We start from the raw sequence: 14,802 nt of genomic DNA, 5'->3' as shown, positions 1-14,802 counted from the left end.
CCGCCGGGCTTCCTCTTACGCGGGGACAGATTCCATGCGGTCCCCGGCATCGTCGGAGGAGGCCGCCATGGGTCTGTTCACGAAGGATATCAAATCTCTCGACGACCTCTTCGTGCACACGTTGCAGGACGTCTATTACGCCGAGAACCAGATCGCCAAAGCCTTGCCGAAGATGATCGAGAAGGCCACGGCCGCCGAATTGCGCCAGGGATTCGAGACGCATCTGCGCGAGACCGAGGGGCAGATCGAGCGGCTGGAGCGAGTTTTCGCGATGCACGGGCACAAGCCGAAGGCGGTGGATTGCCCAGCCATCGACGGCATCGTCCGGGAAGCCGACGACACCGCCGGTGAGATCGCCGACCGGGAGGTGATGGATGCGGCCCTGCTCGCGGCGGCGCAGGCGGTGGAGCATTACGAGATCGCCCGCTACGGCACCCTGGTCGCCTGGGCGAAACGGCTCGGTCGCGACGATTGCGCCGCCGTGCTGCAGCAATCCCTCGACGAGGAGAAGGCCACCGACCGCAAGCTCACGGCGCTCGCCGAGAGCAAGGTGAACCAGAAGGCTGCCTGAGCATGACCGGGAGCGGAAGTTCGCCGGATGGGGAAGCGCCCGAACCGCCGTCCAAGCCCCCGCCTCAGGGACCCGTGCCGGGGACCGAACATCCCCGGCCGGACCCGCCGCCGGGCCCACATTCGCCGCCACCGCCCGAAAGACCCTGAGGCGATCCGGCCCCGCGCGACGTGACGCAATCCGGGTCGATCGTCTACGCCTGACACCGACATCTTTTCCGATCCGGTCCCCCCCATGCTTTTTCCCTTCGACAACAGCTATGCGCGCCTGCCCGACCGCTTCTTCGCGCGGGTGGCGCCGACGGCGGTCGAGGCGCCCCGGCTGGTGCGGCTCAACCGGCCGCTGGCTCTCGAACTCGGCCTCGATCCCGACCGGCTCGAAAGTGAAGGCGCGGAGATCCTGTCTGGGCGGCGGGTTCCGGAGGGAGCCGAGCCGCTGGCCGCGGCCTATGCCGGGCACCAGTTCGGCCAGTTCGTGCCGCAACTCGGCGACGGGCGTGCCATCCTCCTCGGGGAGGTTGTGGGCCGGGATGGGGGGCGGCGCGACATCCAGCTCAAGGGCTCGGGTCCGACCCCGTTCTCGCGCCGGGGCGACGGACGTGCCGCCCTCGGCCCGGTGCTGCGGGAATATTGCGTCAGCGAGGCCATGCACGCCCTCGGTATCCCGACCACGCGGGCGCTCGCCGTTGTAACCACCGGGGAGCGGGTGATCCGCGAGACGGTGCTGCCCGGCGCCGTCCTGACCCGGGTGGCGTCGAGCCATATCCGTGTCGGCTCGTTCCAGTTCTTCGCCGCCCGCGGTGACGTGGAGGGCCTGCGCGCTCTGGCCGACCACGCCATCGCCCGGCACGATCCGCAGGCGGCGGAGGCGGAGAACCCCTACCGCGCGCTGCTCGCAGGCGTGATCCGCCGACAGGCGGAACTGGTGGCCCGTTGGCTCACGGTCGGCTTCATCCACGGGGTGATGAACACTGACAACATGTCGATTTCCGGCGAGACCATCGATTACGGCCCCTGCGCCTTCCTCGACACCTACGACCCGGCCACCGCCTTCAGCTCGATCGACCGGCACGGGCGCTACGCCTACGGCAACCAGCCGCGGATGGCCCTGTGGAACCTCACCCGCCTCGCCGAGGCGCTGCTGCCCCTGCTCGCCGAGGAGGAGGACAAGGCCGTCTCCGAGGCCGAGGCGGCCCTCGGCGGCTTCGCAGGCCTGTTCGAGGCCGCCTATCACGGCGGCCTCAACCGCAAGCTCGGGCTGACGACGGCGCGCGAGGGCGACGCCGCCCTCGCCGGGGACCTCCTGAAGACCATGGCCGAGAACGAGGCCGACTTCACCCTCACCTTCCGCCGCCTCGGCGACGCCCTGCCGGAAGCCGGAGCGGGTCCGAGGGCGGCCGAGGGGGTGCGCAGCCTGTTCATCGATCCGACCGCCTTCGACCGCTGGGCCGAAGGCTGGCACCGGCGGCTCGCCGACGAACCGGGCGAGGTGGCCTCGTTCCGTCGGACGATGCGCGCCGCCAATCCGGCCTTCATCCCGCGCAACCACCGGGTGGAAGAGATGATCGAGGCCGCCGTCGAGCGGCAGGATTTCGGACCGTTCGAAACCCTGCTGGCGGTTCTGGCGCATCCCTACGACGACCAGCCGGACTTCGCCCGCTATGCCGAGCCGCCGGAGGGCGGCGGGCGCGGCTACCGCACCTTCTGCGGGACATGATCCCCGGTTCGCCCGAGCCGCCCGCGGCTTCGAGCGGTTGGAGCCGTCGGCCGGATGCGCTCGGTGCCGGAAACATAACGCAGACGGATTGACGGGAGGGCGCCCATCGCTTACTCCGCGCCCCTCACCTGCCGAATATCGGCGGGGAGCGGCGAATGGATCGACGATGCGCACGGTTCTTATCGTAGTGGAAGCGCCACGGACGGGGCGGGCTTGAGGACAAGCCCGGCAGGCCCGGTCGGTGGCGCATGCAGGGTCCCTCGGGGCCCTTTTTTATTGCGCAAAATCCAACGGGCCGACATGCGGATCGGAACACGAAGAACGGATTGATGGAGGAGTCGATGAGCGGCGAGGTCATGACCGGGGCCCAGATGGTCATCCGGGCGTTCCAGGATCAGGGGGTGGACACCCTGTTCGGTTATCCGGGCGGTGCCGTGCTTCCGATCTACGACGCGCTCTTCGACGAGACCACGATTCAGCACGTGCTGGTGCGCCACGAGCAGGGCGCCGTCCACGCGGCGGAGGGCTATGCCCGCTCCAGCGGCAAGGTCGGCGTCGTCCTCGTCACCTCCGGCCCCGGCGCCACCAACATCATCACCGGCCTGACCGACGCGATGCTGGATTCGATCCCGCTCGTCGCCGTCACGGGCCAAGTTCCGACGCACCTGATCGGCTCCGACGCGTTCCAGGAATGCGATACGGTCGGCATCACGCGCCACTGCACCAAGCACAACTACCTCGTGAAATCGATCGAGGACCTGCCGCGCATCCTGCACGAGGCGTTCTACGTCGCGAGCCACGGCCGTCCCGGCCCGGTCGTCATCGATCTGCCGAAGGACGTGCAGTTCGCCACCGGCGTCTACAGCCGGCCGACGCAGAACGGGCACAAGACCTACAACCCGCCGGTCAAGGGCGATTCCGAGAAGATCCGCGCGGCGATCGAGCTGATGGCGGGTGCGCGCCGGCCGGTCTTCTATACCGGCGGCGGCGTCATCAATTCGGGCCCGGAAGCTTCCCGCCTCCTGCGTGAGCTGGTCGCCGAGACCGGCTTCCCGGTCACCTCGACGCTGATGGGTCTGGGTGCCTTCCCAGCCTCCGACGACAAGTTCCTCGGGATGCTGGGCATGCACGGCACCTACGAGGCCAACCTCGCGATGCACGATTGCGACGTGATGATCTGCATCGGCGCGCGCTTCGACGACCGCATCACCGGCCGCCTCGATGCCTTCGCGCCCTACTCGAAGAAGATCCACGTCGATGTCGACGCCTCCTCGATCAACAAGGTCGTGAAGGTCGATGTCGGCATCCTCGGCGACTGCGCGGCGGTGCTGGAGGAGATGCTCGCCCAGTGGCGCGCGCTGCCGAAGCAGCCCGACAAGGGACGCATGGAGGATTGGTTCAACAAGATCAGCCGCTGGAAGTCGCGCGACTGCCTCGCCTACTGGCCGTCCGGCACGATCATCAAGCCGCAATACGCGGTGCAGCGCCTCTACGAGGCCTGCAAGGATCGCAAGACCTTCGTCACCACCGAGGTCGGCCAGCACCAGATGTGGGCGGCGCAGTACTTCAAGTTCGATGAGCCGAACCGCTGGATGACCTCCGGCGGCCTCGGCACCATGGGCTACGGCCTGCCCGCCGCCATCGGCACGCAGCTCGCCAACCCGGACGGGCTCGTCATCGACATCGCGGGTGAAGCCTCGATCCTGATGAACATGCAGGAATTGTCGACGGCGGTGCAGTACCGTCTGCCGGTCAAGATCTTCATCCTGAACAACGAGTACATGGGCATGGTGCGCCAGTGGCAGGAGCTGCTGCACGGCTCGCGCTACTCGCAGAGCTACTCGGAGAGCCTGCCGGACTTCGTGAAGCTGGCCGAGGCCTACGGCGCCAAGGGCATCCGCTGCGAGAAGCCCGGCGAACTCGACGCCGCGATCCAGGAGATGCTGGCCTATGACGGCCCGGTGATCTTCGATTGCGTGGTCGACAAGACCGAGAACTGCTTCCCGATGATTCCCTCGGGCAAGGCGCATAACGAGATGCTGCTGTCGGACTATCTCGGCGAGACCGGGGTGGAACTCGGCGACGTCATCTCGGCCGAAGGCAAGATGCTGGTCTGACGAGGCCGGTCATGCCCGGCTCGATCGAACCGGCGGTGCCGGCGCTTTCCTCAGGCAAGCGCCCGGCGCCACCGGCCGGCGAGCCGGGCGGCCCAGCCCGGACGCGGCAGCGCATGGTGACGGTCGGGGTCGAGGCGGGGCACCGAGGCCGCGCGTTGCGCCGCCGTCCCATCGGTGCGCTTGCGCAGGAGCACGAAGAACTCGTCTTCCCGCAGGCGCGTCGGTTCGAGGGCGGCGCATTCGAACGGCAGCAGGTCGAGGCCGATCAGTTCGGCGAGGACGGTGGCGAAGCTGTACGGGGTGAAGACCGTGCAGTGAACGTCGACGGAGGCGCCGGTCGCGGCGATGCCCGAGGCGATGCCGAGGGCTTCCGCCGGGCCGCCGCTCACCGGCTTCGTCCGCACCGGCCGGCCCTGCCAGATCGCACCGGCATCGACCAGGGTCGCGCGGGCGAAATGCTCGTAGACGATCGCCACCGGCGGCTTGCGCAGGCCGGCGAGCGAGGCGGCGACGAGTTCCCCGGTGCTGGTCGGCGTGCGGAAATGGTCGAAGGTGAAGCGCTTGTCCGGCACGATGAGGCAGAACACGCCGCCCTCGCGCAGGGCGTCGCCCGCCTCGCGCAGCCAGCGGACCGGGTCCGGAACGTGCTCGACGACGTGGGATGCCACGATGTAATCGACCGGGCCGCGCGCGCCCAGGGCCTCGGCCAAACCGCCCTCCCCCAGCACCACGTCGACGGGAACGATGCCGTCGATGCCGGCGGGGCCGAGGGTGGGATGGCCGCTGTACTGGCGCCGCAGCTCTTCCGTCGGCAGATGGTCGGCGTAGAGGACATCGCCCTCGCTCTTGAGGACGATGGGATGCGTGAGGGGACCGATCTCGACGCCGGTTCGGCCGTGCGGCACGACGAGATTCAAGACACGCTGACGCCGATCCATGGCGCGGCCGGTATCACGCCGCCGGGAGGCGGGTCCAGCGCCTCGGCGCGGGTCCGGGGCGGTGCAAGAGAGGTTGAGACGAGGAACGCTGCGACATGAACGCCATGAACACCCACTATCCCGAGCCCACCCGTGTCGAGACCGTGAACCGCCACACCCTGGCGGTGATCGTGGACAACGAGCCCGGCGCGCTCGCCCGCATCGCCGGCCTGTTCTCCGGCCGTGGCTACAACATCGAGAGCCTGACCGTCTCCGAGACAGAGGAGGCGCGGCACATCTCGCGCATCACCATCGTCACCACCGGCACCAACGCGGTGATCGACCAGATCAAGGCACAGCTCGACCGGCTGGTGCCGGTGCACCGCGTCGTCGACCTCACCCTCCAGGGGCAGGCTTTGGAGCGTGAGCTGTGCCTCGTGAAGGTCGCCGGCACCGGCGAGCACCGCAGCGAGGCCCTACGGCTCGCCGCCGCCTTCGGCGCCCGCACCCTCGACGCCACCCTGAATTCCTTCGTGTTCGAGCTGACCGGCGCGACCGAGGAGATCGACCGGTTCATCCGCCTGCTCACGGTGATCGGCCTAGTCGAGATCTCCCGCACCGGCATCGCCGCGATGGGACGCGGTGCCGAGCCGCTGTAACGGCGTTCTCTCCGCGATCGGCGCCTCGTCCGATGGGCGCCGATTGTGGCTGGCAAAGGGAGCTTCCATGACCGCCCGCACCCTCTACTACGCCCCCGGCGCCTGCTCGCTGGCCGCCCATATCGTGCTGGAGGAGATCGGGCTGCCGTTCGAGACGGTCCGGCTCGACCTTGCCAAGGGCGATCAGCGCGCGCCGGAATATCTGGCGGTCAACGAGCGCGGGCGCGTGCCGGCGCTCTACGAGGAGGGCTGGGTGCTGACCGAGAATCCAGCCATCCTGCGCCACCTCGCCCGCTCCCATCCGGAAGCGGGGCTCCTGCCGGAGGATCCGCGCCAACTGGCCATCGCCGACGAATGGCTGGCCTGGCTGTCGAGCTCCCACCACGTCGCCTACGCTCATGTCCGCCGCCCCGAGCGCTATAGCGCCGACGAGTCGGCCTTCCCCGACATACGCGCCAAAGGCGCCGAGACCTTCGGTGACCTCTGCACCATGACGGAGGTGAGGCTTTCGAACGGCGGTTGGGCCCTGGGTGAGCGATACAGCGTCGTCGACGCCGATCTGATGGTGTTCTGGCTCTGGGCACGTGGCCCGGTCGTCGGGTTCGACATGCCGGACCGCTTCCCGGCCTGGACTGCCCATGCCCGGCGGATGGCCGGTCGCCCCGCCGTTCGGGCAGCCTTCGCTCGCGAAGGGCTGACCCTGCCGGCCTGAGCGCCCTCCCCGCTCACGACGCCCGAATTTTCGTCTACCGGGACGACGCCTCCGCCTCGACGCGGGCGAGATGGTCTTCGTGCTGGCGCTGAAGCTGTTCGAAAGTCACGAGGAGCGCTTCGGCGTCTTCCGTCGGCAGAGAGTGCTGCTTCAGCCGCGCGATGAGCAGATGCTGATTGGCAATATGTCTGGCACCCTCCCGGACATGCCGTCTGAGCATCTCGATGACGGTTTCAGCACTGCTCATGCGGCCAATATAGCCGATGATTCGGTTCGGTGCTGTCCTTTTCTGTCCCATTACAGTTTGCGCCGGTAATCGGATCTCCTTCCAGGATATTCCGGTCTGCAAATCAGTGAAAATCCGGGGGCTCGAAGGGGTTTCGCGCCACCGGTCACAGCAGCCATGCGCGCGCTTTCGGGAACAGGCTGGCGGCTTTCCGGTTTTGCCGCTCAGGTTTGCGTGACCCGAGAAACGACGAGGACGGCCGGCGTCGATGTGCGGAATTTGTGGTGAGATCAATTTCGGCGGACCGGCCGATCCCGGCGCCGTCAGCGCCATGATGGCGGTTCTGCGCCCCCGTGGCCCCGATGCGGGCGGCCTTCACGGTCAGGGCGCGGTGGTGTTCGGCCATTGCCGCCTCAAGATCATCGACCTGTCGGAAGCCGGTCAGCAGCCGATGGTCGACGCCGAACTCGGCCTCTCGGTCGTCTTCAACGGCTGCATCTACAATTACCGGGAGCTGCGTGAAGAGCTCGTGGCCAAGGGCTATCGCTTCTTCTCCGGCAGCGACACCGAAGTCGTGCTCAAGGCATTCCATGCCTGGGGCCGTGACTGCGTGAAGCGCTTCCTCGGCATGTTCGCCTTCGCGGTCCATGAGCGTGAGACGGGCCGCGTCACGCTCGCCCGTGACCGCCTCGGCATCAAGCCGCTCTACTATGCCGAGAGCGGCCGGCGCTTCCGCTTCGCGTCTTCGCTGCCCGCCCTTCTTGCCGCCGGTGAGGTCGATACCAGCATCGATAAGGCTGCCCTGCACCATTACATGAGCTGGCACGCGGGCGTGCCGGCGCCGCTGACGATCCTCGCGGGCGTGCGGAAGCTCCACCCCGCCACCACCGTGACCTTCGAACCCGACGGGTCGCGCAAGGAGGAGACCTACTGGTCGCTCGTCGTCGGGCCGCGGGCGGAAGACCGCTTCATGACCGAGGGCGATTGGCGCGCGGCGGTGCTGGATTCCCTCGCCACCGCCGTCGCCCGCCGCCAGATCGCCGACGTCCCGACCGGAGTGCTCCTGTCCGGCGGGCTCGACTCGTCGGTCATCGTCGCCCTTCTCGCTCAGAACGGTCAGGCGGGGCTCAAAACCTTCTCCGTGGGCTTCGACGCGGTGAACGGGGTCGAAGGCGACGAGTTCAAATATTCCGACATCATCGCCGAGCGTTTCGCGACCGATCACACCAAGCTCGTCGTGGACGGCTCCCGCACCCTCGACGCCTTGCCGGCCGCGATCCACGCCATGGCCGAGCCGCAGATGAGCCACGACGCGGTGGCGTTCTTGCTGCTGTCGCAGGAGGTCGCCAAGCATGTGAAGGTGATCCAGAGCGGCCAGGGCGCCGACGAGGTGTTCGGCGGCTACCATTGGTATCCGAAGCTGATGGGCTCGACGGACCCGACCGCCGATTACGCCCGGGCCTATTTCGACCGCGACCATGCCGAGATGCGCGAGGCCCTGGCGCCGGATTTCGTCGATGCGGATTACAGCCGCGACTACATCGCCCGGTTCTTCGCCGAATCGAAGAGTGCCAGCGCCATCGACAAGACCCTCGACCTCGACCAGCGGATCATGCTGGTGGACGACCCGGTGAAGCGGGTCGACAACATGACCATGGCCTGCGGCCTGGAGGCGCGCGTCCCCTTCCTCGATCACGAACTCGTCGAACTCGCCGCCCGCATCCCGGCGGAACTCAAGGTGCGGGATGGCGGCAAGTCCATCCTCAAGGAGGCCGCCCGCGCCGTGGTGCCGGCGGAGGTGATCGACCGGCCGAAGGGCTATTTCCCGGTTCCTGCCCTCAAGCATATCCGCGGGCCGTTCATGGATTTCGTGCGCGACGTCCTCGACCGCCCCGCCGCCCGCCAGCGCGGGATCTTCAACCGCCACTACGTCGATCGCCTGCTCGCCGACCCGGATGGGACCCTGACGCCGAAGGGCAATTCGAAGCTCTGGCAGGTCGCCCTGCTGGAAGCGTGGCTGCAATCCCACGGCATCTGATCGGCGCCTCCTGCGTTGGAGGCGTGACGCGCGCTGCACGCGTGCCCGCAGCGCGGGCCGTTGCGCTTAAGGTGACGCGGATTCTCCACGATCGTCCCTGAAGGGCGGCGGACGAGAATGCGCGGTTGGGGAGAACCCGAGAGATGTGTCGCTGGATCGCCTACCGGGGCCGCACGATCCCGCTGGAGCACTACGTCACCGAACCGGCGCATTCGCTGGTCTCGCAGAGCATCAAGGCGCTCGAATCGACCGCGAGCACCAATGGCGACGGCTTCGGCCTAGGCTGGTACGGGGATCACCCGGAGCCCGGCCGCTTCCGCGAGGTACAGCCGGCCTGGTCCGACGAGAACCTGCGCTACATCTGCCGCCACCTGCATTCGCACCTGTTCTTCGCCCATGTGAGGGCGGCGACCGGCACGCCGATCACCCGGCCGAACTGCCACCCCTTCGCCTGCGGCCCCTGGCTGTTCATGCACAATGGCTATGTCGGCGACTGGTCGCGGCTGCGCCGGCCGATCGAAGCGCTGATCCCGGACGAACTCTATTCGTCGCGCAACGGGACGACGGATTCGGAGGCCCTGTTCCTGGCGATCCTGGGCCAAGGGCTGATGGCCTCCGAGACCAGGCGCGACCCGATCACGGCGACAGCCCGGGCGCTCGCCAGGGTGACGGATCTCGTCGGCGGCATCGAGGGCGGCCACCCGTTCCGCTTCACGGCGGCGCTCGCCGACGGGCGCGACCTCTACGCCTTCCGCTACGCCGCCAACGACGCGGCCAACAGCATGTATTACCGGCAATCCGCCGATGGCGTCGTCGTGGTCTCCGAGCCGCTCGACAAGGAACATGCCACCTGGACGCCGGTGCCCGACAACAGCGTCGTGATCGCTCGCAGGGATGAGCCGGTCGCGGTGCTGTCGCTCAAGGAGTTCGGGCTAGCCCGCCAATCCGGCCTTCCGCAGTTTCAGTTGCAGATGACCGCGTGACCCGGGACGGCGCCGGGCAGAGCCGGCGCCATTCCCGAGAGAGGGCTACGTCATCCAGGTCGAGCCGCCGACGGCCGAGAGCGTCATGCTGTCGGAGCCGACATCGGCGGCGTTGTAGCCGAGGATTTGGGCGAGCTGTTCCCGCGCCCGCCAGACCCGGCTCTTCACCGTGCCGATGCGGCAATTCATGACGGTGGCCGCCTCCTCGTAGCTGAGGTTCTCGATCGCCACGAGGATCAGCGCCTGCCGCATCGGCAGGGGCAGCTTGGCCAGAGCCGTCTGCGCATCCATCAGGTCGACATGGCCGGCCTGCTCCGGCGCGGCGGCCAGACGCTCCGCGTAATCGCCGTCGCTGTCGGCCACCTCGCGCACTTCCTTGCGGTGGCGCGAGTAGAAGGCGTTGCGCATGATCGTGAACAGCCACGCGCCGAGATTGGTGCCGACGGTGAAGCGCGAGCGGCTGCGCCACGCCCTCAGGAAGGTATCCTGCACGAGGTCGTCGGCGGCGGACGGATTCTTCGTCAGGGACATCGCGAAGTTGTAGAGCCGCGGCGTCATGTCGATGATCGCCGTTCGGAATGCTTCCTCGTCCTTGCCCTCCTGGGCGACGAGGACCGTCTCCAACCGGGCCAGCAGGGCGTCGAAGCGGCCAGCCTCGGAAACCGAATTGCCCGGCATTCGTGCATAGGCTTCGGCGAGGAGAGTCCCGAGACGCAGCTGAACGTCCATGGGAAGCGCAGGTGCCTCGCCATCCGGCGGGGCAGAGTCAAGGATAGCGGTGTCTGGCATCAGGTCCTGTGGTGGATCACGGACTCGAGCAGGGATCGATGCCCCCTCGGCGAACTTCTCCCGCGAATTGCTCCACCCTGCGCCAACATAGATTATCGGAGCCTGAAACAGGCTTTCAATGTCCCCTAAAATGGATCGCGGCCAGCAACCTTGAGGCGTTGCTGGGGCGTAAGGAACAAAAATCAACATAGCTTACGTTATTTTTCAGTCGCGTCGAACGATAACGCCGCAATTCGGTTGTCCCGCTGTACGTTTTCACCGCACCGCATCATGGACCGACCGTCGGAATGGGCTGGCCGCTACGTGTTTTCATTGCCTCCGCAGCCTTCGTCGGCGTCGCTGTCGCGGTCGGTTCATTGGCGCGCTTCAGCTATGCGCCGATGCCCGACGACGGCGGGCTGCTCAATCCCGGACGCTCGGCGATGGAGACCGCCTACGATGTCCTCGGTCGCCGTGTTCTGCGTGATGAGGCGGAGCGGCTGAATCAGACGCCGGAGGGCCGGGCCGCCCTTGCCCCGGACAGGGGGGCCGTCGCCATCGACGCGGCTCTGGTGAAGCGTGGCCGGGAGGCTTTCTATCGCGAGACCTTCGGCAACGAGGTGTTTCTCTCTGATGTGATGGGCATGCTCGATGGCGGCCTGACGCCCTACGAAGTCGCCCGCGCCCTCCTGCTGCTGAAGGGCGAAGGTACTCCGAATCTCCGGGTGCGGATGGCCCGGGACGTGACCGTGGGTGACCGGACCTGGAAGAAGGGGGAGCTGGTCCCCACCGGCCTCGATGTGCCCCGCGGTTCGCCCTTCATCCTCGGCATCCGCACCTTCTACGACCGTGGCCGCCTGCGGATGGGCATCACCTGCGCGCTTTGCCACGCCGCCGTCGATCCGGCTTCGGGCAAAGTGGTTGAGGGCGCTCCCAATACCGACCTCAATGCCGGCCTGCTGATGGCGCTCGCGAGCAATGCGAGCGCCTATTTCATGCATGGCAGCGCCGATCCCGCCGCCCATCCGGGAGATCCATCCCGCAGCGTGACGACGGAAGACGGGATGAAAACCGCGCTTCCGGATCGCGCGGCGTTCGAAGCTGCGGCCAAGGTGGAGGTGGCGAGCTGGCCCGCCGGCAGTTTCGATTCCTCGGCTGACCGCGAGACCAACCCGACCTCGATCCCGTCGAGCTTCTCCGCCTATGGCGAACCCTATAGCTGGAGCGGCCGGGCGGGGATCGGCCCGTTCAAGGGATTGTCGGCGCTCAACAACAACGTTCACGCCGCCAATTCCGACACCACCCAGCAGACGCGGGCCGCTAAGACCCTGTTCGGTCTCGATCCGCAGGTCTATCTCGGCACCGTGCTTCAGGGCGCCGCGGCCGAGGTGCTGCGCTACGATCCCGCCTCCGGCAGGAGGCCGACCGAGGTGCTGGAGGCCGCCGACCCGACGCCGGGCGCGCCCGGCCTCAACAGCTACGCGGTTCTCCCGAGCTTCCCCGCCACCAATTACATGACGGATAACGGCTTGCTCGCCTCGGTACCGGGCGAGCCGGTCAACTACGCCAACAACGCCATGTCGGCGTTCCAGAACCTCCTGCGGCCGCCGGAGGTCCCGACCGATGCGGGCCGCGCCGAGCAGGTGAAACGCGGCCGCGCCGCTTTCGAACGTGCCGGCTGCGCCGGCTGCCATGCGGGGCCGGCGCTCACCAACAATCGCGTCATTCCCATCGAGGAAATCGGGACGCAGCCGAGCCGGGCGCACGCGACGGTCAGAATGGAGGCTCGCCTCGCCCCGCCGGAGATCTTCGCCACCGACACCCCGTTCCCGCCCCCAGCGGACGCCAGGACCGTTCCGATTCCCCTCGATGGCGCGGCGCTGAAGCAGGTGCAGCTCGCCTGGGGCCATGCCGGGACGAAGGGCGGCTACAAGGTACCGAATCTGGTCGGGCTCGCCTGGAGCGCACCCTATCTCCACGATTCCGGCGTCGCGGTCGGGCTCGATGCGGACAAGCAGCTCGGGGTTCCGGGGACGCTGGATGCGGGCATTTCGCCCGATCCCGCCAACAGCCTGCGAGCCCTGATCGACCGCGACCTGCGGGGGAGGGTCGTCGCGGCCAATGCGGCGTCCGGGAAGGCGCGCATGGCCCGTGTGACCGGTGAGGGGCACCCTTACTGGGCGGATGCGCAGGCCGGGTTCTCCGAGGGGGATCAGGCGGCGCTGGTCGCCTACCTGCTCTCGGTCGACCGGTTGACCATGCCCGTGCCGGTGCCGTGACGAGGGTGAGCGACGCGAGGCACCGCCCACGATCCCTGCCCGTCCGATGTGATCCGATTTCCGTCGGCCGTGTTAACCCCGAAAGGGTTCGATGGCCCTTCCTCGAGGATCTCGCCGATACAGCCACCGGCGAAAGAGCGATACCATGAGCGTTCCGGACTGGCTTCCGCTTCTGGCCTTCCTGGCACCGATGCCGCCGATCCGGCCCGAGCCGCCGCCACGGGGCGCGCCGGCATGGTTTCCGACCTTCATCATGGGCATGACCGTCTTCATCATGGTGGCGCCGATGATCGCGATCTGGAGCTTTCACCGGCCCGAGAAATCGTTCCGATCGGTCTGTGAGGCTGCGGGCGGGCATGTCGTGACCGCTTCCCTCTCCGGCGACGGGCCGCCCCGCTGCCGCCGGTTCTGAGTGTCGGTGGAGGGCGCGGCGGCCTTCTCCGGCATGTCACGACGGACAGTCCGGGGCTCGTCCGTTCCCTCACAAAGGAAGCCCGCGCCGGCGGGGCCGGGCGGGGATGAGTCTCGGGAGAAACAGAGGGGTCTCGAAAACAGCGGGGATCGGCGCCTGCTTCATGGGCAACCGGCCTCGGCCCGAGCGGTTCATCGCGTGAGGGAAATTCATGATTTCATTTGACGGCTTCGGTCTCATACCAAATCCGGTCGATCCCTTCGGGATGGCGGATTCGGGCTTCGCTCAGGCGCCGCGCGGGCTGGCCGATACGGGGCCGCTCCGATCGAGCGGATCCCATATCGGCTTACGTCATGGCGAGGCGAAGCCGTGGCCATCCAAGCCGTTGCGCTGTCCGGAAAGGGCGCGCCGCCGGATCGCTTCGGCTTCGCCTCACGATGACGGAATGTAGCAGACCCCGAGGCGATCAACCGGATCCGGTACGGTCCCCTCAGGTCTGGAACGACAGGACGGCGCGGGTCCCGGCCGGGCCGGGGATGTAGGTCAGCACGGAGCGCAGGTTCGACGCCATCGCTCGGATGATGCGCGAGCCGAGGCCGGTGCCCTTCGTTTCCCCCTTCCCGGTCCAGCCGATACCGTCGTCCTCGACGGTAAGGGAGAGCGTATCCGGGCCGTCGCGCATGACCTGAACCCGGATTTCACCCTGGATCTCCGCCGGGTAGGCGTATTTGTAGGCGTTGGTGACGAGTTCGGTGACGACGACGCCGAGGGAAACCGCTTTGTCGGTCGCGAGCCGGATCGGCTCCGCCTGAAGGCGGATCGCGTGGTCGCGGCCCGACGCTCTCATCGACAGCTGCAGCTCCTCGACCAGACCCGCCAGATAGGCGTCGAGTTCGACCGCTTCCACGTCCTGTGAGGTGTAGAGCCGTCGGTGGATACCGGCGATGGCGGAGATGCGCGCCTGCATCTCTTCGAGCGCCAGCTTGGCCGCCGGATCCACCACCGCATTGGTCTGCATGCGGGCCAGGGCCGCGACCAGGGTCAGTGAGTTGGCGACCCGATGATTGACCTCGCGCAGCAGCAGTTCCGCTCGGTCGCGCGCCTCCCGCACGGCGGCCTCGGCGCGCTCCTTGTCGCGCCGCAGGGTTTCCTGGCGAAGCGCGGTGTCGACAGCCTCGCCCAGAAGCTCGCGGAACTGGCCCTGCAGATCCTTCCAGACGTAATCGACCGCGCCGGCCTTGAGAGCGGCCACCGCGACCCGGCTGTCCTCGGAGCCCGTCACGTAGATGACCGGTGGCGCGTCGGGCAGAGCGCGCAGGGCGGGCAGCAGATCGAGGCCTGTCCGGTCCGGCATGTGATGGTCGAGGGCGATGAGATCGATCCCGCCCGCCCTGCGCGCTCTGC

13 protein-coding genes are annotated in these 14,802 nt (G+C 67.8%); 9 read left to right on the top strand and 4 right to left on the bottom strand.

Translation table 11 applies throughout. From position 1 onward, the window contains the following. Nucleotides 1-67: 67 nt before the first annotated feature. The 3 genes from MZTS_RS07665 (at nucleotide 68) to MZTS_RS07655 (ending at nucleotide 4,404) form a co-directional block, all read left to right on the top strand. Nucleotides 68-571 (top strand): YciE/YciF ferroxidase family protein, encoded by a 504-nt coding sequence (locus MZTS_RS07665; protein WP_009867088.1) that lies wholly within the window; start codon nucleotides 68-70, stop codon nucleotides 569-571. Between the two features lie 234 nt (nucleotides 572-805). Beyond that, nucleotides 806-2,287, top strand: a complete 1,482-nt coding sequence (locus tag MZTS_RS07660) for a protein adenylyltransferase SelO (RefSeq protein ID WP_192283008.1) — start codon at nucleotides 806-808, stop codon at nucleotides 2,285-2,287. Nucleotides 2,288-2,628: 341 nt separating this feature from the next. Continuing rightward, nucleotides 2,629-4,404, top strand: coding sequence for an acetolactate synthase 3 large subunit (locus MZTS_RS07655; protein ID WP_192283006.1), 1,776 nt, complete (start codon nucleotides 2,629-2,631; stop codon nucleotides 4,402-4,404). Nucleotides 4,405-4,454: 50 nt separating this feature from the next. On the opposite strand, the gene MZTS_RS07650 is transcribed toward MZTS_RS07655, so the two are convergent. Further along, a complete protein-coding gene (locus MZTS_RS07650; protein ID WP_192283004.1) occupies nucleotides 4,455-5,342 on the bottom strand; it encodes a class I SAM-dependent methyltransferase in 888 nt (295 codons plus the stop codon). A 95-nt stretch (nucleotides 5,343-5,437) separates the two neighbouring features. Here MZTS_RS07650 and ilvN point away from each other — a divergent pair, with 95 nt between their 5' ends. Together ilvN and MZTS_RS07640 are read left to right on the top strand one after the other, a co-directional pair. Further along, nucleotides 5,438-5,980, top strand: coding sequence for an acetolactate synthase small subunit (gene ilvN, locus MZTS_RS07645; protein ID WP_192283002.1), 543 nt, complete (start codon nucleotides 5,438-5,440; stop codon nucleotides 5,978-5,980). Nucleotides 5,981-6,047: 67 nt separating this feature from the next. Beyond that, on the top strand, nucleotides 6,048-6,692 hold the full coding sequence (locus MZTS_RS07640) for a glutathione S-transferase family protein (protein WP_192283000.1): 645 nt from the start codon (nucleotides 6,048-6,050) through the stop codon (nucleotides 6,690-6,692). Between the two features lie 34 nt (nucleotides 6,693-6,726). On the opposite strand, the gene MZTS_RS25155 is transcribed toward MZTS_RS07640, so the two are convergent. Continuing rightward, entirely contained in the window at nucleotides 6,727-7,251 is a 525-nt protein-coding gene (locus tag MZTS_RS25155; protein WP_246482041.1) for a hypothetical protein, read from the bottom strand. Here MZTS_RS25155 and MZTS_RS07630 point away from each other — a divergent pair. Both MZTS_RS07630 and MZTS_RS07625 read left to right on the top strand, forming a co-directional pair. Beyond that, on the top strand, nucleotides 7,187-8,956 hold the full coding sequence (locus MZTS_RS07630; protein ID WP_192282996.1) for an N-acetylglutaminylglutamine amidotransferase: 1,770 nt from the start codon (nucleotides 7,187-7,189) through the stop codon (nucleotides 8,954-8,956). The two genes, MZTS_RS25155 and MZTS_RS07630, sit on opposite strands and share 65 nt — an antisense overlap. A 143-nt stretch (nucleotides 8,957-9,099) precedes the next feature. Beyond that, the gene (locus MZTS_RS07625) at nucleotides 9,100-9,939 is read left to right on the top strand and encodes a class II glutamine amidotransferase (protein WP_192282994.1); all 840 of its coding nucleotides are present in this window, start codon (nucleotides 9,100-9,102) and stop codon (nucleotides 9,937-9,939) included. A 45-nt stretch (nucleotides 9,940-9,984) separates the two neighbouring features. On the opposite strand, the gene MZTS_RS07620 is transcribed toward MZTS_RS07625, so the two are convergent. Then, nucleotides 9,985-10,728: a sigma-70 family RNA polymerase sigma factor gene (locus MZTS_RS07620; RefSeq protein ID WP_192282992.1), complete on the bottom strand. Its 744-nt coding sequence runs from the start codon at nucleotides 10,726-10,728 to the stop codon at nucleotides 9,985-9,987. Nucleotides 10,729-11,015: 287 nt separating this feature from the next. Between MZTS_RS07620 and MZTS_RS07615 the strand changes: the two genes are divergently transcribed. Next, on the top strand, nucleotides 11,016-12,986 hold the full coding sequence (locus MZTS_RS07615; RefSeq protein WP_192282990.1) for a cytochrome C oxidase Cbb3: 1,971 nt from the start codon (nucleotides 11,016-11,018) through the stop codon (nucleotides 12,984-12,986). A gap of 145 nt (nucleotides 12,987-13,131) precedes the next feature. Continuing rightward, nucleotides 13,132-13,398, top strand: a complete 267-nt coding sequence (locus MZTS_RS07610; RefSeq protein WP_192282988.1) for a hypothetical protein — start codon at nucleotides 13,132-13,134, stop codon at nucleotides 13,396-13,398. Nucleotides 13,399-13,888: 490 nt separating this feature from the next. On the opposite strand, the gene MZTS_RS07605 is transcribed toward MZTS_RS07610, so the two are convergent. Beyond that, nucleotides 13,889-14,802 (bottom strand): histidine kinase dimerization/phosphoacceptor domain -containing protein (locus MZTS_RS07605; RefSeq protein WP_192282986.1); only part of this gene is annotated, 914 nt, incomplete at its 5' end.

This window comes from Methylorubrum zatmanii, assembly GCF_014845115.1.
Classification (GTDB): domain Bacteria; phylum Pseudomonadota; class Alphaproteobacteria; order Rhizobiales; family Beijerinckiaceae; genus Methylobacterium; species Methylobacterium zatmanii.
This window is presented reverse-complemented; position numbering and strand designations above follow the sequence as displayed.